At 60.1% G+C, this 20,145-nt stretch carries 15 protein-coding genes; 5 read left to right on the forward strand and 10 right to left on the reverse strand.

The features are described from left to right. Positions 1-21 precede the first annotated feature (21 nt). The 8 genes from N1037_07420 to xdhA all read right to left on the reverse strand — a co-directional run bounded on the left by N1037_07420 (position 22) and on the right by xdhA (position 10,645). Positions 22-954, reverse strand: coding sequence for an IS5 family transposase (locus tag N1037_07420; protein UWS80830.1), 933 nt, complete (start codon positions 952-954; stop codon positions 22-24). Positions 955-1,261: 307 nt separating this feature from the next. Next, the gene (locus N1037_07425; protein ID UWS80831.1) at positions 1,262-2,335 is read right to left on the reverse strand and encodes a BMP family ABC transporter substrate-binding protein; all 1,074 of its coding nucleotides are present in this window, start codon (positions 2,333-2,335) and stop codon (positions 1,262-1,264) included. Positions 2,336-2,412: 77 nt separating this feature from the next. Further along, the gene (locus N1037_07430; GenBank protein ID UWS80832.1) at positions 2,413-3,333 is read right to left on the reverse strand and encodes an ABC transporter permease; all 921 of its coding nucleotides are present in this window, start codon (positions 3,331-3,333) and stop codon (positions 2,413-2,415) included. Continuing rightward, positions 3,333-4,415: an ABC transporter permease gene (locus N1037_07435; GenBank protein ID UWS80833.1), complete on the reverse strand. Its 1,083-nt coding sequence runs from the start codon at positions 4,413-4,415 to the stop codon at positions 3,333-3,335. The genes N1037_07430 and N1037_07435 overlap by 1 nt, the downstream gene beginning before the upstream one ends. A 66-nt stretch (positions 4,416-4,481) precedes the next feature. Next, positions 4,482-5,999 (reverse strand): ABC transporter ATP-binding protein, encoded by a 1,518-nt coding sequence (locus tag N1037_07440; protein ID UWS80834.1) that lies wholly within the window; start codon positions 5,997-5,999, stop codon positions 4,482-4,484. Continuing rightward, a complete protein-coding gene (xdhC, locus tag N1037_07445) occupies positions 5,996-6,940 on the reverse strand; it encodes a xanthine dehydrogenase accessory protein XdhC (GenBank protein UWS80835.1) in 945 nt (314 codons plus the stop codon). The genes N1037_07440 and xdhC overlap by 4 nt, the downstream gene beginning before the upstream one ends. Beyond that, positions 6,930-9,287: a xanthine dehydrogenase molybdopterin binding subunit gene (gene xdhB / locus N1037_07450; GenBank protein UWS80836.1), complete on the reverse strand. Its 2,358-nt coding sequence runs from the start codon at positions 9,285-9,287 to the stop codon at positions 6,930-6,932. The genes xdhC and xdhB overlap by 11 nt, the downstream gene beginning before the upstream one ends. Then, positions 9,284-10,645 (reverse strand): xanthine dehydrogenase small subunit, encoded by a 1,362-nt coding sequence (gene xdhA, locus N1037_07455; GenBank protein UWS80837.1) that lies wholly within the window; start codon positions 10,643-10,645, stop codon positions 9,284-9,286. The genes xdhB and xdhA overlap by 4 nt, the downstream gene beginning before the upstream one ends. Positions 10,646-11,093: 448 nt before the next feature. Here xdhA and dnaE point away from each other — a divergent pair, with 448 nt between their 5' ends. Then, positions 11,094-14,606, forward strand: coding sequence for a DNA polymerase III subunit alpha (dnaE, locus tag N1037_07460; protein UWS80838.1), 3,513 nt, complete (start codon positions 11,094-11,096; stop codon positions 14,604-14,606). A gap of 61 nt (positions 14,607-14,667) precedes the next feature. Here the strand turns inward: dnaE and N1037_07465 are convergent, their stop codons facing one another. Then, positions 14,668-14,862 (reverse strand): SlyX family protein, encoded by a 195-nt coding sequence (locus N1037_07465; GenBank protein UWS80839.1) that lies wholly within the window; start codon positions 14,860-14,862, stop codon positions 14,668-14,670. A gap of 113 nt (positions 14,863-14,975) precedes the next feature. Here N1037_07465 and N1037_07470 point away from each other — a divergent pair, with 113 nt between their 5' ends. The 4 genes from N1037_07470 to hisG all read left to right on the forward strand — a co-directional run bounded on the left by N1037_07470 (position 14,976) and on the right by hisG (position 19,272). After that, on the forward strand, positions 14,976-15,803 hold the full coding sequence (locus N1037_07470) for a crotonase/enoyl-CoA hydratase family protein (protein UWS80840.1): 828 nt from the start codon (positions 14,976-14,978) through the stop codon (positions 15,801-15,803). 188 nt (positions 15,804-15,991) lie between these two features. Further along, positions 15,992-17,491, forward strand: a complete 1,500-nt coding sequence (gene hisS, locus N1037_07475; GenBank protein ID UWS80841.1) for a histidine--tRNA ligase — start codon at positions 15,992-15,994, stop codon at positions 17,489-17,491. A gap of 3 nt (positions 17,492-17,494) precedes the next feature. After that, on the forward strand, positions 17,495-18,583 hold the full coding sequence (locus N1037_07480) for an ATP phosphoribosyltransferase regulatory subunit (protein UWS80842.1): 1,089 nt from the start codon (positions 17,495-17,497) through the stop codon (positions 18,581-18,583). Beyond that, positions 18,580-19,272 carry an ATP phosphoribosyltransferase gene (gene hisG, locus N1037_07485; GenBank protein UWS80843.1) on the forward strand — a complete coding sequence of 231 codons (693 nt, stop codon included), beginning with the start codon at positions 18,580-18,582 and terminating at the stop codon, positions 19,270-19,272. The genes N1037_07480 and hisG overlap by 4 nt, the downstream gene beginning before the upstream one ends. A gap of 275 nt (positions 19,273-19,547) precedes the next feature. Here hisG and N1037_07490 read toward each other — a convergent pair whose 3' ends face one another. Further along, a complete protein-coding gene (locus N1037_07490; GenBank protein ID UWS80844.1) occupies positions 19,548-19,979 on the reverse strand; it encodes a DUF1489 domain-containing protein in 432 nt (143 codons plus the stop codon). Between the last annotated feature and the right edge of the window lie 166 nt (positions 19,980-20,145).

The following is a 20,145-nucleotide window of genomic DNA, read 5'->3' on the forward strand; positions in this document are numbered from 1 at the left end:
TTCCCCTTTCCCTGGACGGATTTACCCTACGGGCTCTGTGACGGGTATGCCAAGAGCGGTGTAGCGGTTTAGGACCGCGATGCGGACTTGGATTTCCGCTACCTGCCGGTCGAAGTCCCAGGCCATCAGCGATTGGCCGAGCAGCTTCACACAGTGCATCTTGGTTTCAACGCGGCTTCGGCGGTGGTATCCGCTCCATCGTCGCCACAGCGCGCGCCCTAGGTATCGTGAGGCATTGACCGCTTCGTTTCTTGCGATGGCTCCGGCGCTTGTGGGTTTCCACGGTTTGGCGTTCTTGCGCGGCGGAATGACTGCATGAGCGCCCCGTGCTGCAATCACGTCATGGCATCTGCGCGTGTCGTAGGCACCATCGGCGGTCACTGACCCAAGGTCCTGATCTGGTGGGATTTGGTTGAGCAGTTCAGGCAACATGGGCGCATCACCGATGTTGCTGGTGGTGACCTCTACCGCGCGAACCTCCAGCGTTTCCTCATCAATCCCGATATGTATCTTGCGCCAAATACGTCGCTTGGGGCCGCCATGCTTGCGGGCGTTCCATTCACCTTCGCCCTCTGCCTTGATGCCTGTGCTATCGATCAGAAGGTTCAGTGGGCCAGTCCCACCGAAATACGGCAAGCTCACGTTCAGCGTCTTCTGGCGGCGCCACAGCGTACTGAAATCGGGCACGGACCAATCCAGTCCGACCAGCCGCAACAGACTCTCAACGAACCCAGCCGTCTGCCTCAGTGGCATACCGAAAAGGACTTTCATGGTCAGACAGGTCTGGATCGCGGCATCGCTGAACTTGCATTGACGACCGCGCCTGCCGGTCGGTGGCGGTGTCCAAACCATCTCGGGATCAAACCAGATCGCCAACGATCCACGCTGCTTCAGCGCGTCATTGGAAGACGACCAATTCGTGGTCTTATACTTCGTAGGGGCCCAACTGCTCATGCATCCCAGCTATCACGCTGGATTCATACAGTGAATCCCCGTCACGATTTGTGCAACAAAGCCCCTTGGAACCGTCATGTTAAACCGTGGATTTGTTGCTGCACAGGCCGCGAAGGATCGCTGGGGGCCGTCGTTGCCTCCGGTCTCACATAGGCTGCTCTGTCCCGCCCAAGGCGATTACGGTGGTGTTGATCAAAAGGTCTAACCCAGCCTTAACAGGGGCTTTACCAATAGTAGGTGAGGTGGCGTCTTAACAAAAAGGCCCGCCTGTTAGGGCGGGCCGTCTTAGTTGTAATGCTACAAAGGCTTACTGTGGGATATCGCCTTCGATGCCTTCAACATAGAAGTTCATACCAGCCAGGGTGCCGTCATCGGCGGTTTCACCCTCTGCCAACCAGGCAGAACCGTCCTGTTTGTTCAGCGGGCCGGTGAAGGCGTGATAGGAGCCATCCGCCAGGGAGGCTTTCATTGCCAGGGCGGCAGCTTTCACGTCAGCAGGAACCGCGTCGGAGATTTCACCGATGCCAACCATGCCGGCGCCGATCCCATCCCAGGTGCTCTTGCTTTCCCAGGTGCCATCCATAACGGCCTGTGTCCGGGCGATGTAGTAAGGCGCCCAGTCGTCGATGATGGAGGAGACGCGGGGTTTTGGACCGTATTCGGCCATATCGGAGGCCTGACCAAAGGTGATGACGTTGCCAGCAGCCTGGGCCGCAGCCTGAGGCGCAGTAGAATCGGTGTGCTGCAGGATCACGTCGGCGCCCTGTTCGATCAGAACCTTGGCGGCGTCGGCTTCTTTGGCGGGGTCAAACCAGGTAAAGGCCCAGACGATCTTGAAGGTGACGTCAGGGTTTACTTTCTTGGCGTGGATATAGGCCGAGTTGATGCCGCGGATGACTTCGGGGATCGGGTAGGATCCGATGTAGCCCACGATGTTGCTTTCGGTCATGTGGCCCGCAATGGTGCCCTGAACCGCGCGACCCTCATAGAAACGGGCGGAATAGGTCGAAACATTATCCGCGTTTTTATAGCCGGTGGCGTGCTCGAATTTTACATCCGGGAATTTGGCCGCAACATTGATGGTGGGGTCCATGTAGCCAAAAGAGGTGGTAAAGATCAGGTCAGCGCCCTGCAGCGCCATCTGGGTGATCACGCGCTCGGCATCGGGGCCTTCGGCAACGTTTTCAACATAGACTGTTTCGACCTTGTCGCCGAACTCGGCCTCAACCGCCTTGCGGCCCTGGTTATGCTCGTAGGTCCAGCCGCCGTCACCGACAGGGCCGACGTAGACAAAGCCGACTTTGGTCGGGTCGTCAGCCAGGGCTGCGGTTGCAAGACCAAAGGCCACTGCGGCGCTGGTCATAAGATTGGTCAGTTTCATCAAAGGGATCCCCCGTTTTGGTTTTAGTTGTGCCCAGGGGCGTAGCCCGGGCAAGTCGTAGGCTGCCCGCCAATAAATCAGCGCGCAGCGTGGAAATTGCGACCCAAAGCAGCGGGTGCGCTGCTCTTATCGGCCGATAGGATAACGAGCACCAGAATGGTGATCAGATAGGGCGACATTGCCAGATACTCTACCGGGATGGCAACGCCGGCAGCCTGAAGATTAAGCTGAACAACGGTTACACCGCCAAAAAGATAGGCACCCAGCAACACACGCCAGGGTTTCCAGCTGGCAAAGACCACCAAAGCCAGGGCGATCCAGCCGATTCCTGCGGTCATGCCCTCGGTCCATTGCGGCACCCGGATCAGGCTGATGTAGGCACCGCCAAGCCCCGCACAGGCGCCCCCAAACAGGATCGCCATGATGCGGATGCGCACCACCTTGTATCCCAGGGCATGGGCGGCATCATGGTTTTCCCCCACCGCACGCAGCACCAGACCAATCCGGCTGAATTTGATTACGGCCCAAACAGCGGCAATCAAGACCAGCGCCACATATAGCATGAGGTCATGGCCAAACAGGATCGGGCCGACAACCGGCAGATCGCTGAGCACCGGAATGTCCAGCTTTTCCATCTGAGGCGGTTTCACCCCCACATAGGACTGCCCCAACAGGGCAGACATGCCGAGGCCAAACAGCGTCAGCGACAGGCCAGAAGCCACCTGATTGGCCTGGGCGTATTGAGTGAGAATAGCAAACAGCACAGACAGGGTCGCGCCAGCCCCAGCAGCGGCGACAAACCCCAGCAGCGGTGAACCTGTTTCCACAGCCGTGGCAAAGCCCGCCACCGCGCCAATGATCATCATCCCCTCAACGCCGAGGTTCAGCACCCCGGATTTCTCCACCACCAGCTCACCAATAGCGGCAAACAACAGAGGTGTGGCTGCCACCATCAGCGAGGCAATGAGCAGGACGGGATTAATTGCAGAAAGATCCATTACGCGACCTCCGGTTTGCCAAGCGAGATGCGGAAATTGGTCAACAGATCAAAGGCCAGCAGGAAAAACAGCAACATGCCCTGAAACACCTGAATGGCAGCAGAGGGCAGCTGCAGGTTCGACTGGGCGATATCGCCACCAATGTAAGTCAGCGCCATCAGCCCCCCAGCGAGCAGGATGCCCACGGGGTGCAGACGCCCCAGAAAGGCGACGATAATGGCGGTGAACCCGTAGCCGACGTTAAAATCAATACTGACCTGCCCCGACGGGCCGGAGACCTCAAACATGCCTGCCAGACCAGCCAACATGCCGGAGGTGCCAAGGCAGAACAGGATCAACCGGCTTGGATTGACCCCGGCAAAGCGTGCTGCGCGGGGGGCCTCGCCGGTCAGGCGGATGTGGTAGCCGGTAATATGGCGGTTCAGCAGCACATAGGCAAAGATCACCGCAATCAGCGCTGCCACCACGCCCCAGTGCATGCCAGAGCCAGCAATCAGGTCAGCGTTATAGGCGCTGTCATATTGTTGCAGGTTGCGCGACCCGGGAAATCCATGACCTTCGGGGTTTTTCAACAACCCCAATGACATAGAGGCCAGGAATTGCTCCGCTACATAGACCAGCATCAGGGAGACAAGGATTTCATTGGTGCCAAAGCGGACCTTTAGAAAGGCTGGGATCATTGCCCAGACCCAACCGCCAAAGCCCCCTGCGATGACCATCAGCGGAAAGATGTACCAGGCCTCTGTTGGATAAAAGGCAAGACCCGCACCGGCGCCAAACAGGGCGCCCATGATATACTGCCCCTCGGCGCCGATGTTCCAGATACCGGCCTTGAACCCTAGCGACAGACCGATGGCGATCAGCACCAAAGGCGCGCCTTTGACCAAAAGCTGCGGGCGGTAATAAAAGGCAAACTCGCCAAACAGCGGCTCCCAGAAAATGGTGCGAATAGCCTCTACCGGGTCTTTGCCGAGGATCCCAAATAACAAGCCCCCGGCAATCATGGTTGCCAGAACCGCCAACAGCGGCGTGGCCAGTGACCAGGCCCGTGACGGCTGCGGTCGTTTCTCTAGCCGGATCATTGCGCGGCCCCCTGTTTTATCTTTCCCCAAATATTCCCGCCAAAGGCGATCTCACGGCATAGGGTGTCAAACATGTGCCACCTCCATGCCATGGGCGCCGCCCATCATCAGGCCGATTTCTTCCACGCTTAACCCCGCAGCAGGACGCGGCGCAGACAGGCGGCCCTCATTCAGGGCGGCAAAGCTGTCAGAGATTTCCATGAGTTCATCCAGATCCTGGCTGATGCAGATGACGGCGCAGCCGCCTGCGGCCAGGTCCAGCAGCGATTGGCGAATGGCAGCCGCCGCCGAGGCATCAACCCCCCAGGTGGGCTGGTTCACCACCAGAACCTCGGGGCGTTGCAACACCTCGCGGCCAATGACAAATTTCTGCAGGTTACCACCCGACAGGGAACGGGCAGCATTCTCCGGCCCCGGCGTGCGCACGTCAAAGTCCTTGATCACTCGCTTGGCAAAGTCCCTGGCAGCTCCCCATTTGAGAAAGCCGTTCTTTACCAGCCCCTCACGGGTGGCTCCGGTGAGCATGGCATTCTCGGTCAGGCTCATATCAGGGGCGGCAGCATGGCCCAGGCGTTCTTCGGGCGCGGTTAACAGGCCAAGCGCGCGCCGCGCAACCGGCCCAAGCTGTCCAATGGGATCGGTGCCCAGCTTGACCGCATCAGCCTCAGTCTGGACCTCGCCAGAGAGCACCGACAGCAGCTCGTCCTGGCCATTGCCAGCCACACCGCCAATACCAAGGATCTCGCCACGGCGCACGGTCAGATGCACATTGCGCAGCGCGGTGCCAAAAGCCGTGGGGGACGGCACCGACAGTCCGGAAATGTCCAGCGCCACAGCCCCAAAATCGCGGTCTCCACGCTCTGGCGGAGTCAGCGCCGATCCCACCATCAGTTCCGCCATTTCACTGGCCGAGGTTTCGGCGGGAACACATTCGCCGACGTTTTTGCCCAGCCGCAAAATGGTGGCGTGATCACAGAGCCTGCGGATTTCCTCCAGCTTATGGCTGATATAAAGGATGGAGGTGCCCTCAGCCCGCAGTTTTTCCAGCGTCAGAAACAGGATTTCGACCTCTTGCGGGGTCAACACGCTGGTGGGTTCATCCATGATCAGCAGCTTTGGGTCCTGCAACAGGCAACGAATGATCTCCACTCGCTGGCGCTCCCCGGCGGACAGATCGCCAACGGTGCGATAGGGATCCAACGGCAGGCCATAGGCCTCTGAGACCTGGCGGATCTTGGTGGCCAGATCGCGCAGCGCAGGCGGGTTTTCCATCCCCAGCGCGATGTTTTCTGCAACGTTGAGCGCATCAAACAAGGAAAAGTGCTGAAACACCATGGCAATGCCATCGGCGCGGGCCTGACGCGGCTCACCGGGGGCAAAGGGCGCACCACGCAGGGTCATCTCGCCGCTGTCGGGTTTCACCAGCCCATAGATCATTTTGACCAGGGTGGATTTCCCAGCGCCGTTTTCTCCCAGCAGGGCATGCACTTCGCCCGCGCCGATATCAAAGGAGACAGCGTCATTGGCCACCACACCGGGGTAGGCCTTGGTCAGACCTTTCAGGCTTAAGAGTACCTCAGTCACGCGCGCTGCTCCTCTTTTATCTCTCTGCGTGCCGCCCGCGCCAGCAGCTCTGCCGCGACGCCGACCGCAATCATCTGCGGGTGTTTGCCCAGGGCAGGGGTGCCAATTGGGCAGGTTATGCGGGCGATCTCGGCCGGGCTGTGACCCAGGGCTGCCAATCGGCTGCGAAACCGCGCCCATTTGGTGGCCGAGCCGATAAGCCCCGCAAAGGAAAACCCATGCAATAGCAGACCGTGGCATAGCGCCAGATCCAGCTCATGGGAATAGGTGAGAACCAGATGCTGTGCATTTACCGGTGCATGACGCAGCAGGAGGCTCGGGTCCTGGCCTGGAAGAATGGTCACGCCCGCTGGAACATGCGCCGGAAACCGCGTCGTTGCCGTATCCACCCAGGTGATTGCCAGATCCGGCAGGGGCGCCAGCACATCAACCAAGGCGCGCCCCACATGACCGGCGCCCCAAATCCACAGATCTTGCTGTGGCTTGTGTACCGGCTCCAGCATCCAGTGATCAATCAGTTGTGTCTGCTGGCGTTGTCCCTGCGCCCGCAGCTGCGCCAGCTGGCGCTTCACGGCCAGTGGCGGGCTTGTAGCGGCCTCCGGCGTGACGGGGCGCAAAATGACCTCCGTGTCCAGTCGCGCAAAATCCTCCATGTCATAGATCTCGCTGACCAGAGTAACCGATCCGCCGCAGCACTGGCCCAGATCCGGTCCCAGGGCATGGGTGCTGAGACGGGTTTTCCTGTCTTGCCTGCGTGCCGTCTCCGCCGCTTCAAACTCCAGCGCGCCGCCGCCGATGGTGCCGCTTTGTCCCTTGTCCCAAACCAGCATGGCTGCCCCCACTTCCCGCGGCGATGAGCCACGAATGGCGGCAATCACAACCCGGCACACCCGGCCATGTTGCAAAAGGGCGGCACGAAGCGCGTCCAGATCAAACCCCATCGCGCTGCCTCCGGGCCTGGCGCCAGACTTCTTCCGCCGTCGCCGGGGCCGCCAGCGCCGGGTAGCTGTTGCCAAACTGCGCCACCGCATCGCTGATCGCCAACCAGGCCGAAATCCCCAACATAAAGGGCGGCTCACCGACCGCTTTAGAGCGGTAAATACTGTCCTCACGGTTCTCGCCGGCATACAGCGCCACATTGAACACATCCGGTCGATCGGAACAGGCCGGGATCTTGTAGGTCGAGGGCGCATGGGTGCGCAAGGCGCCCCGCTGGTCCCAGACCAACTCCTCTGTGGTGAGCCAGCCCGCGCCCTGCACATAGCCGCCTTCCACCTGACCTATGTCCAGATCCGGGTTCAGCGAGGCGCCTGCATCATGTAGGATATCGCAGCGCAGGATGCGGTTTTCGCCACTGCGACGATCCACCACCACCTCAGTCAGCGCGGCCCCATAGGCAAAGTAGAAAAACGGCCGCCCCTGGCCTTTGATCCGGTCCCATTGCAGGCTGGGTGTTTTATAAAATCCAGTTGCCGAAAGGCTGATCCGCCCCTCATAACAGCGCTTTGCGGCCTCATCAAAGGTGATCTCCTCGCTGCCAACGCGAACCAGATTGCCTGAGAAAACGACGTCCTCCACAGCTATCTGATGCCGTTCAGCCAAAAATGCAGCCATGCGCATGCGGATGGTATCACAGGCGGCTTTTACCGCCATGCCATTCAGATCGGAGCCAGAAGAAGCAGCCGTCGCCGAGGTATTGGGCACCTTGGCGGTATCGGTGGCGGTGATTTTCACCTTATCCACGGAAATCCCAAAACCGCTGGCAGCCACCTGCGCCACCTTCTGAAACAGCCCCTGGCCCATTTCGGTGCCGCCGTGGTTCAGATGTACCGACCCATCCTGATAGACATGCACCAAGGCGCCCGCCTGGTTGAGATGCGTGAGGGTAAAGGAAATGCCAAATTTCACCGGCGAAAAGGCAAGCCCGCGTTTCAGATCGGTCTGCCCCTTGTTCCACTCGGCAATCTCAGCCCGCCGCGCCGCGTAATCAGCGCTTTCCAGGAGCTGATCTGTCAAAGTGTGTAATTCAAAATCGCGGACTTCCATCCCATAGGGCGTGGTATTGTCGCGTGTATTCATCTTGCCTGAAATACCTCGGGGGGCGGTCGCAGACCGGGGGGCAGCGCCCCCCTCTGGCTTTTCGTCGGGCGCGTCATAGTAGTTGCACCGCCGTATTGCGACAGGATCCGCGCCCAACGCATAAGAGATGTGATCCATCACCCGCTCGATCCCCACCATGCCCTGTGGCCCGCCAAAGCCGCGATAGGCGGTGGCGCTTTGCAGGTTGGTCTTCAACCGGTGGCTTTCGATGCGGATGGCGGGAATGGCGTAGGCATTGTCACTGTGCAGCATGGCGCGATCTGCCACTGGTAGCGACAGATCCTGGGCCCAACCGCAGTTGACCAGATGGGTGAACTCGACCCCATGCAGGCGGCCCGTCTCGTCATAACCAGCCCGATAACTGATCCGAAAGGCGTGACGCTTGCCGGTGATCACCATGTCATCATCCCGGTCATAGCGCATTTTGCAGGGCTTGCCGGTCTGGCGCGCGGCGACAGCGCAGGCCACGGCAAGGGCATTGCCCTGGCTTTCCTTGCCGCCAAAACCACCGCCCATCCGGCGGATCTCGACCCGCACTGCATGCATGGGCAGGCCAATGGCCTCGGCCACCTTGTGCTGGATCTCGGTTGGGTGCTGGGTTGAGGAATTCACCAGCATGCCACCATCTTCCTGTGGCAGCGCCAGGGCGGCCTGACCTTCCAGATAAAAATGCTCCTGCCCACCCAGCTCAAACGTGCCTTCAACCTGATGCGGCGCCTGGGCGATGGCCGCTGCAGCATCGCCTTTTTGATAGATCCGTGGGCCTTCCTCAAAGCGGCTGTTGGCGGCCAGGGCGGCATCCAGGGTCAGCAGCGCCTCTTCTTCGCTATAAGAAACCGTCCCCCGACGCGCAGCAACGCGGGCGGCGCGATGGCTTGTGGCCACCACCAAAAACAGCGGCTGACCCAGATAATGTACCGTGCCGTCCGACAGCAGTGGTTCGTCATGGATCGAGGGGGAGACATCATTGCTAAAGGGCAGATCCGGCGCCGTCAGCACCGCCACCACACCGGGGCTGGATTTGACCGCTGCCAGATCCATTTTGTCGATGCGCCCCTTGGCAATTGTCGACAGCCCAAAGGCCAGATGCAGCGCACCGCGCGGCAGGGGGGTGTCATCCACATAGCGGGCCTTGCCGGTCACATGTAGTTTTGCCGCGTCATGGGGCAGGGGTTTTGCAACGCTCATGCCTGCACCTCCAGAACTGAGTGGCTGTTGCCGTTGATGTCATCGAAATAGCGCGCAAGCATGTTCTTTGCGGTCTCCAGCCTGTACTCCGCCGAGGCCCGCATATCGCTGAGTGGGGTGAAATCCTGCGCCAGCGCGGCCATAGCCGTTGTGACACTGGTTTCATTCCAGGGCTGGCCAGTCAGCGCCGCCTCCAGAGCGTTGGCGCGCTTTGGGGTGGCGGCAAGCCCGCCAAAGGCGATGCGGGCGGCGGTCACCAGACCACCTGATACAGTGACATTAAACGCCCCCAGCACGGCTGAGATATCCTGGTCAAATCGCTTGGAAAGCTTATAGACCCGCAACCGGTCTGGCTGACGCGGAATGCTAACGGCTTCGACGAACTCACCGGGGCGGCGGTCCTGTTTGCCGTAGTCGATAAAGAAGTCCTCAATGGCGATGTCGCGGCGGCTGTCGCCCTGGCGCAGATGCAGGCGCGCCCCCAGGGCAATCAGCGCAGGTGGGTTGTCCCCAATGGGCGAGCCATTGGCGATATTGCCACCAAGGGTGGCGGCGGCGCGCACCTGTTGGCTGGCAAAGCGGCGGATCATTTCCCCATAAGAGGGGTGCAGCGGCGCAATCGCCTCGCGCATACGGTTCATGTCCACCATGGCACCCAAGCGGATCTCCTGGTCGGTCAGCGTGATCTGTTTCAGGTCGTCACAGCCATCGAGAAAGATCATCTCTCCCAGATCGCGCAGCCCCTTGGTGACCCAAAGGCCCAGATCGGTGGCCCCAGCCACCAGCCGGGCTTCGGGCTTGGCCGCGTAAAGCTGTGCCAATGCATCCGACGATTGCGGAATATTGGCCGCCTCGGTGGCTTGGGGCAGGGGTTCCTTGGTGATCCACTGAGGCACCGGCTGATTGGCAGCTGCCTCGGCGGCGCGGACGATCGGCGCGTAGCCGGTGCAGCGACACAGGTTGCCGGCCAGCTGCACATCATGATCCGTCGCACCGTTTTTATGCGCGGTGACCATCGACATGACAAAACCGGGGGTGCAAAAGCCGCACTGGCTGCCGTGATGGCTGATCATCGCCTCTTGTACCGGGTGCAGTGTGCCATCGGCATCCGCGGCACCTTCTACAGTGCGAATGGATTTACCGTTGAGCTGCGGCAGGAACAGGATGCAGGAATTCAACGGCTTGGAGCCCGACCTATCCGTTACCATCACGGTGCAGGCGCCGCAGTCGCCCTCGTTGCAGCCCTCTTTGGTCCCTGTCAGTCCGCGCTCTTCGCGTAAAAAATCAAGCAGAGTGGCCGAGGGATCAAGATCCTCGAGCACAACCTCTTCACCGTTCAAATGAAAGGTGATTGTCATCGTGTGAAACCCGTCGCCTTACGTGAACCACCCCAAATGCCATGCTTTCGATGCGACGTAGAAAGTCTGGCGGGCCTTTGCATATGCTTGCTGCGATTAACCTACGAAGCAGCAGCTCGTTCTGGCAAGAAAAAGTGACTCTGTTCTGTTACATTTGGTCGCGCAAGATTATTACTCCTTTTAGGGGCATGCTGTTATTTTTAAAGCACTTCCTACGGAAAACCCCCGAAAAACGGTCTCAGGGTGGGGGAGTTCGAGTAGGACTTTCAAACTTGATTTGATAATACCCTCAATTTTTCAGGGTGTCTTGGGTGCAATAAGCATCACATTGCGACTTGTTTGACCAAATTCACGCCGCTTTATTAACGCGTCAGCAGCCTGTGCCCCAGATATTTTTGCGCAATAACAGCTCTTATCCTTGCGCCGGGGATCGGATAGCTTGGCCCCCATGACAAATGCTCCACGATTCATTCACCTGCGTAGCCATACGGAATATTCCCTGCTTGAAGGTGCCCTGCGCCTGAAAAAGCTGCCGGATCTGTGCAAAAAGCACGAGATGCCGGCCATCGCGGTGACCGATAGCAACAACCTGTTCTCGGCTTTGGAGTTCTCGGTCTCTGCCAGCAATGCGGGGGTGCAGCCGATCATTGGCTGTCAGGTGGATCTGCGCTTTGTCGACCCTGCTCCGGGGGAGCGGCCGCAGCCGCCGGCGCCGCTGGTGCTGCTGGCCCAGAGCGAGACCGGCTATGAGCATCTGATGAAGCTGAACTCCTGTCTCTACCTGCGCCAGGGCAGCGAACTGCCCTATGTGACGCTGGAGGAGCTGGCGACAAACGCGGGCGATGTAATCTGCCTGAGCGGCGGACCGGATGGACCGGTGGGGCGGCTGCTGCGCCAGGGGCAGCGCCCGGCGGCAGAAGAGCTGATGCAGCGGCTCAAGGCGATTTTTGCAGATCGGCTTTATGTGGAACTGCAACGCCATCCCGGTGAAGACGGCCAGCCCGAGGCAGAAAAGCTGAGTGAGCGCGGCCATGTGGAAATGGCCTATGCCATGGACCTGCCGCTGGTGGCCACCAATGATGTCTATTTCCCCAATACAGAAATGTATGAGGCCCATGACGCGATGATCTGCATCGCCGAGGGCGCCTATGTGGACCAATCCGAACCCCGTCGCCGCCTGACCGCGCAGCATTACTTCAAAAGCCAGGAGGAAATGGTCACGCTGTTTGCGGACCTGCCCGAGGCCATTGAAAACACCGTTGAAATCGCCAAGCGCTGCGCCTTCAAAGCCTATCTGCGCGACCCGATCCTGCCCAAGTTTGCCGATGACGAGGTGGCTGAGTTGCGCCGCATCGCCAATGAAGGCCTGCAACAACGTCTGTCGGTGATCCCCCATGCGGTCACCGTTGAGGAATATCAGGCGCGGCTCGACTTCGAGCTTAATATCATCGAGGGCATGGGCTTCCCCGGCTACTTTCTGATCGTTGCCGATTTTATCCAATGGGCCAAGGATCACAATATCCCGGTGGGGCCGGGGCGGGGGTCTGGTGCGGGCTCTTTGGTGGCCTATGCGCTGACAATTACCGACCTGGACCCGCTGCGCTATTCGCTGCTGTTTGAGCGGTTCTTGAACCCGGAACGGGTGTCGATGCCCGACTTCGACATCGACTTTTGTATGGATCGCCGCGAAGAGGTGATCAAATACGTGCAAGAAAAATACGGCCGCGACAAGGTTGGCCAGATCATCACCTTTGGTGCGCTTTTGTCCAAGGCGGCAGTGCGTGACATGGGTCGCGTCTTGCAGATGCCCTATGGCCAGGTCGATCGCCTGTCGAAACTGATCCCTGTCGAAGGCGTCAAGCCGATGTCCATTGTGGACAGTCTGAAAGAAGAACCACGCCTGGCCGAAGAGGCCAAGAACGAACCGGTGGTAGACCGGCTATTGAAATACGGCATGCAGGTCGAGGGGCTGTTGCGCTCGGCCGGGACCCACGCGGCGGGGGTGGTGATTGGCGACCGGCCGCTGGATGCCTTGGTGCCGCTCTACCGCGATCCGCGATCAGACATGCCTGCAACTCAGTTCAACATGAAATGGGTGGAACAAGCCGGGCTGGTGAAATTCGACTTTCTGGGCCTGAAAACCCTGACGGTTATCCAAAACGCGGTGGATCTGATCATACAGTCGGGGCGTGATCTGCACACCGCAGCCGACGGCACCCCGCTTTATGAACCGCCCGAGGGCGCGGTGAACGAGATCAACGCCATCCCGCTGGATGATGAACCCACCTACAAGCTGTATTCCTCGGCCAAGACCGTGGCGGTGTTCCAGGTGGAATCCACCGGCATGATGGACGCGCTGAAACGGATGAAGCCAACCTGTATCGAGGACATCGTGGCGCTGGTGGCGCTCTATCGTCCCGGTCCGATGGAGAACATCCCCACCTATTGTGAGGTGAAAAACGGCCTCAAAAAGATCGAATCCGTGCATCCCCTGATCGACCATATCCTGGAGGAAACTCAGGGTATTATTGTTTACCAGGAACAGGTTATGCAGATTGCCCAGGTGATGGCGGGCTATAGCCTGGGGGGCGCTGACCTGTTGCGCCGCGCCATGGGTAAAAAGATCAAGGAGGCGATGGACGCCGAACGGCCCAAATTTGAAAAGGGTGCGGGCGAAAACGGTGTGCCTGCCAAAAAAGCCTCGGAAGTTTTTGACCTTCTGGAGAAATTCGCCAACTACGGTTTCAACAAGTCCCACGCGGCGGCCTATGCGGTGGTCTCGTATCAGACCGGCTGGCTGAAGGCGAACCACCCGGTTGAATTCATGGCCGGCGTGATGAATTGTGATATCCATCTGACGGATAAGCTGGCGATCTATTTTGAAGAGGTCAAAAAGGGCCTTGGTCTGCCCTATGTGCCGCCCTGTGTGAACCGCTCGCTGGCGACGTTCAATGTGGTCAACGGCGAGCTGGTCTATGCGCTGGGCGCGCTGAAAAACGTTGGTGCCGATGTGATGCGGCTGGTGGCGGAGGCCCGCATTGAGGACGGGATTGAGCGCCCCTTTGTCAATCTGTTCGACTTTGCCCGCCGGGTGAACCTGAAAAAGATCGGCAAACGCCCGCTGGAGATGCTGGCCCGCGCCGGTGCCTTTGATCAGCTGGACCGCAACCGTCGCCGGGTCTTTGACAGCCTCGAAGGCTTGGTGAACTATTCAAACGCGATCCATGAACAGAAGAACTCCAACCAGGTGTCCCTGTTTGGGGAGGCCGGCGATGACCTGCCGGAACCGCGTCTGGCCAATACCCCCGATTGGCTGCCAGCTGAGCGATTGTCTGAAGAGTTCAAGGCCATTGGTTTTTATCTGTCTGGCCATCCGCTGGACGACTATATGCCGGCCCTGAAACGCAAGGATGTGATGACCCTGGATGAGGTCATGGTCAAGGCTGCGCGCGGACCTTTCATGGCCAAAATGGCCGGGGTGGTTGCAGGGCGGCAAGAGCGCAAATCGGCCCGCGGTAATCGCTTTGCCTTTGCTCAGCTGTCGGATACCACCGGCGGCTATGAGGTAACGATCTTCTCGGATGTGCTGGAAAAGGCGCGCGAATTTCTCGAAACCGGCTCCAAGGTGGTGATCACCGCCGAGGCCACGATGGAGAGCGACCAGCTGAAACTCCTGATGCGTTCTGCCGGGCCGGTGGACGCGGCCATTGCCGATGCCGGGCGGTCCTCGCTGCGGATCTATCTGGACGATGCGAATGCGATCACAACCGTCGCCACCGTGTTGGAAGACGCCAAATCCGCCGCCCGCAACGCCAGCCCGGGGGCGATCTACCTCTATCTACAGGACCCTGGCCTGCCCGGGGATGTGGAGATGGACCTGGGCCAGCCCTTCCCGATCAACCCGCAGATCAAAGGCGCGTTGAAATCACTGGAAGGGGTGATGGAGGTTGAGGAGATTTAGGGTGCCGCCTGCGGTGCCTGCTTCACCGTCCTCCCGGCACTGGTAACCGGCTGCCGCTTTCCTAGTAGTGCGGTGGGCGCTCGTCGCCGAACACATGGGCGCCGCCGCTGCCCTGCTCGCGTCCAGCTTCGCGCTCCATCAGCATCCGTACCCGTTTGGACAGGCGATCAATCTCGGTTTGTTGGCTGGCGACCACGTCGCTCAGCTCTTCGACGGTGCGGGTCAGGTGGGCGATCTTTTCTTCCAAGGCTTGCATGTGTTTCTCCATAGCTGCGCAACGTCATAAGCACCTTCCTCTTGCCGGTCCATGGGGAAGACGCGCAGGCTCAGCTCAAAGAGAGATGCCAATGAGCTGCAAGGGACATAACCATGGCTGCAACTGAAGATGAAATGCCACCAGTAGACATCAGCCAGCGCGACGGCGTGATGACAATTGCCATCTGCCGTCCGGAAATCCGCAATGCGGTGGGGCCCGCCACAGCGCGCGCGCTTTATGCGGCCTTTCTGCGCTTTGAGGCCGAAGAAACGGCTAAGGTGGCGGTCCTGACTGGTCGGGGCGGCTACTTCTGTGCCGGCTTTGATCTCAAATCCGCAGGGGGGGGCGCATCGGATGAGTGGCTGGCCGCACTGGATATCGAGGCGGATTGGCGTGATCCCGTTGTTGATCCCCGACCCGGTCCCATGGGGCCGTCGCGGCTGATGCTGTCAAAACCGGTGATCGCCGCCATTGAAGGTCCGGCTGTGGCGGGCGGTATGGAGCTGGCGGCCTGGTGCGATATGCGGGTCATGGCGGAGGATGCCTTTGCCGGGGTGTATTGTCGCCGCTGGGGAGTGCCGCTGATTGACGGCGGCACCGTGCGCTTGCCGCGGCTTTTGGGGCAGGGCCGCGCCAATGATCTTATCCTGACGGGCCGCACCTTGCCCGCCGAGGAGGCCCACCGGATTGGCTTTGCCGACCGGCTTGCCCCAACGGGGGAAGCCTTGGATATGGCGCAGGCCCTGGCGCAGGAGCTCACCCGGTTTCCGCAGGCCTGCATGCGGGCAGATCACCTGTCGGCGCGGTTGCCCTCGCAGGAGCTGGTGGCGGCGCTGCGGCGGGAGTGGCGGTCAGCCAAGGCCTTTTTGACAGAGGGACGCGACGGGGCGCAGCGCTTTGCCTCTGGGCTGGGGCGGTCCGGCGATTTTTCTCAGATTTGATCTTTGTTGCCCGTACCTGGTGCGGCGCAGGGGCTGTCGCATTCCTGTCATGCTGAAAAGCTAGGCAGCGCCAGATCGCTTGGGCTTGACCCGGTGTGGTCGAACCTGTTGCCTTGCTCACAGGCACGGCTTGGGCTAGACCGCGCGGCGAGTAAATGACCCAAACCCACCCGTGAGGAGGCCTTTTCATGGCCAAGATCAAGAAACAGCCCCGTCCCAAGGCGGTAACGCCCAAGGGATTTCGTGACTATTTCGGCGAAGAGGTGACACAGCGTTCTGAAATGCTGCGTGCCATCGCGGGTGTCTATCATCATTACGGGTTCGAGGCGCTGGAGAGCGCGGCGGTGGAAACCGTCGAAGCGCTGGGCAAGTTTCTGCCCGATGTTGAACGCCCCAACGCTGGTGTTTTTGCCTGGCAGGAGGTCGATGAAAACGATCCCGACAGCAACAAGGGCGACTGGATGGCGCTGCGCTATGACCTGACAGCGCCGCTGGCGCGGGTCTATGCCCAGCACCGTAATGATCTGCCCAGCCCCTATCGCCGCTATGCGATGGGGCCGGTCTGGCGCAATGAAAAACCCGGTCCCGGCCGCTATCGTCAGTTCTATCAGTGCGATGCCGATACCGTGGGCACGGCGTCTATGGCGGCAGATGCCGAAATCTGCATGATGCTGTCTGATACGCTGGAAACCGTCGGCATCCCGCGTGGTGACTATCTGGTACGGGTCAACAACCGCAAGGTGATGAACGGCGTGCTGGAGGTCATGGGGCTGGGCGATGACCAGCTGGCCCGCGACAACGTGCTGCGCACCATCGACAAATTTGACAAGGTGGGCGAGGCCGGCGTGCGTGAGCTGCTGACCAAGGGCCGTCTGGATGCCTCTGGTGCCTATATTGACGGGGTTGGTCTCAGCGCCGATCAGGCAGAGCCGGTGATTGCATTCCTCACCTCCAAGGCTGATACGGCCGCCAAGACCTTTGAGAACCTGCGCGCCGCCGTTGGTGCCTCAAAAGTGGGGGCCGAAGGCATTGGCGAGCTGGAACAGATCGGTGATCTGATGGCCGCCGGCGGCTATGGCGCTGACCGGATTGAAATTGATCCCTCGATTGTGCGGGGCCTGGGATATTACACCGGCCCGGTCTACGAGGCCGAGCTGACCTTTGAGATCTTTGACGACAAGGGGCGCAAACGGCAGTTTGGCTCTGTTGCCGGGGGCGGGCGCTACGATGATCTGGTGAAACGTTTCACCGGTCAGGAAGTGCCAGCAACGGGTATGTCCATTGGCGTTGATCGCCTGCTCGCTGCGCTGCGCGAAAAGGGCCGCCTCAGTGCCACGCCCACGGGGCCTGTTGTGGTCACAGTGATGGATAAAGCCCGCATGGCGGATTATCAGGCGATGGTGGCCGAGCTGCGCAATGCTGGCATTCGTGCCGAAGTCTACCTGGGTAATCCCAAGAATTTTGGCAATCAGCTGAAATATGCGGATAAGCGTAATTCCCCCATCGCGGTAATCGAAGGCGGCGACGAAAAGGAAAATGGCGTCATTCAGATCAAGGATCTGATCCTGGGCGCCAAGATCTCTGAAAGCGCCACGCTGGAAGAGTGGAAAGAGCGTCCCAGCCAGTTTGAAGTGCCGCGCGGCGAACTGGTCGCCAAGGTGCGCGAAATTCTAGAGAGCCAGGGCTAGACCATGATGGATCGCTCAAAAACACTGGCGCGGGCCGCACGGCTGCGCATGAACTTTGAGGCCGCTGGGGCGCAGGTGGTGGAGCCACCTCTGTTGCAGCCGGCCGGCACCCTGCTGGATCTCTATGGTGAGGACATTCGGGCCCGGGCCTATGTGACCTCGGACGCGGTGCGTGGCGAACAGATGCTGCGCCCGGATTTCACCCTGCCCGTGGTGCAGATGCATATGCGGGAGGGGGCCGAGCCCGCGCGCTATACCTATGCGGGCGAAGTGTTTCGCCGCCAGGAACATGATCCGGATCGCGCCAGCGAATACCTACAGGTGGGCTATGAGGTGTTTGAACGCGATGACCCTGCTGCCGCCGACGCCGAGGTCTTTGCGCTGATTGCCTTGCAACTGCGTGGCTTGCCCCTGCGGGCGGCAACCGGCGATATTGGTATTCTGATGGCTGCGGTTGAGGGGTTGAACACCACGCAGATCCGTAAATCTGCCCTGATGCGCCATATCTGGCGTCCCCGGCGGTTTCGCTCTTTGCTGGACCGCTATGCCGGCCGCAGTGCGGTACCGGAAAGCCGGTTGAAACTGCTGTCCTCGGAAAGCGGGTTGACGGGTGAGACGACGGTTCTGGGCAAGCGCAGCGAAGCGGAAGTGGAGGCGCGCATTGCGCTGCTGCGGGCCGATGCTGCGGCGCCGCCCATTGCGGAAAACGAGTTGCTGGCGCTTGAGGCGCTGATGGCGGTACGCGAAACCGTACCCTTTGCCATTGAACAGATGCGCGATATCGCGGTGGACCTGCCTGCAATCAACCCGGCCCTGGATCGTCTGGACGGGCGGATTGCGGCGCTCAAGGCGCGGGGCATTGATATTGACAGTCTGGATTTTGAGGCCTCCTACGGGCGCACCTCGATGGAATATTATGACGGGTTTGTCTTTGGGTTCTATGCCGAAGTGCGGCCGGATTTGCCTCCCATTGCCAGTGGCGGGCGCTATGATGCGCTGACGCGGCAATTGGGGAATGGCGGTGAAATCCCCGCTGTTGGGGGCGTGCTGCGCCCGGATCTGATGCTGATGCTCGAGGAGGGTCAGTCATGAGCCTGAAACTGGGTGTGCCGTCCAAGGGGCGGCTGATGGATAAGACCTTTGATTGGTTTGCCAAACGGGGCGTGACCCTGGCGCGGACCGGGTCGGAACGGGAATATGCCGGTGCCATCGAAGGGGTTGAAGGCATGGAGCTGGTGCTGCTCTCGGCGGGGGAAATCCCGCGGGAGCTGGCGGCAGGCCGCATTCACCTGGGCGTGACCGGCACCGATCTGGTGCAGGAAAAACTGCCGCTCTGGGAGCAACAGCTTGAAGAGCTGGAGCCACTTGGCTTTGGCCATGCGGATTTGATCTTGGCGGTGCCGCAGTGCTGGATCGATGTGGATACGCTGGATGACCTGGATGCGGTTGCGGCGGCTTTTCGCAAAACCCATGGTCACCGCCTGCGGATTGCCACCAAATACCACCGCCTGGTGCGTGAGTTCCTCACCGAGGCCGGAGTGGCAGATTACCAGCTGGTCGACAGCCAGGGTGCCACTGAAGGCACGGTGAAGAATGAAACCGCAGAGATGGTGGCCGATATTACTTCCACCGGCGAGACCCTGCGGGCCAATCACCTCAAACTGCTGTCGGATGGTTTGGTATTGCAAAGCCAGGCGACCCTGTGGCGCAGCCGTGTGGCCTCCTATTCGGAAGCGGAACGCGTCGCGCTGAAGGCGCTGTCAGAGTTGATCCACGGCTGAGCTGGGGGTGACCGGGGAATGACCAGGGAACGCTGAGTTAGAAGGCCAAAAGGGGGGCTCCCGCCCGTCGCCCATGCACTAAAGTGCACCGGGCTCCCGTTGGGCCCGGCGCCGCGCTATCGCGCGGCGCTTTTTCGTGCTGAGACAGGTTTTGCGCAGATCGAGAGCAATGCATACCCTTGCGACCGCACGGCTAAACCCTGTTGCGCAGGGCGGTGCGGTGGTGCGTGCCGCAAAATCCGGACACCAGAGAGGCCACTGTGGCTTTCTGCCGATTAGAGGACGCCGATTTCGGCCAGAGCCTGGGAGAGCTCCAGAGGCAGAGGCTCTTCTGTGCTGCGCCCTTCTGGCAGGTCGGCGGGGCTGTCTTCGGGCTTGAGGTAGCGCCAGCCCTGAAAGGGGCGCTTGGTGGCGGTCTGGGTGCGGTGAAGTTTGGCGTCAAGGATAATGGCGCAGCGGCGAATACCATCCTCGCCGATCACCTCATCCATGCGCAGGATGCGCTGGCGGCACTGGATCTGTCCCTTGATGACCCAATAGATTGATCCACCAGCAAGAATCTCTGCCTCGCGTTTGGGCCACATGCGGGTGACGTGACGCGGCAGTCCTTCGGGCAGTCGCAGCCCGGTCAAGTCCTGCCAGTCCTGCAGGTTTTCAACGCTTTCTGTGCCAACAGAGAGCTTCACCAGATTGACATAGTTATCCACAGCTTCCCCACAGAGTCGTCCAGAGCCCAACCCTTATATAGTGTTTTGAAATTTGGTGCGAGCAAGATATTGTGGTACACTCAGTAATTATTTCTCAACGATCTGTGATTTCACCGTTGAGGATTTCTATCCGCCTGTAGTATCGAAGCCGCCACTCACCTCCGAT

Origin of the sequence: Phaeobacter sp. G2 (genome assembly GCA_025163595.1) — a bacterium.
Classification (GTDB): domain Bacteria; phylum Pseudomonadota; class Alphaproteobacteria; order Rhodobacterales; family Rhodobacteraceae; genus Pseudophaeobacter.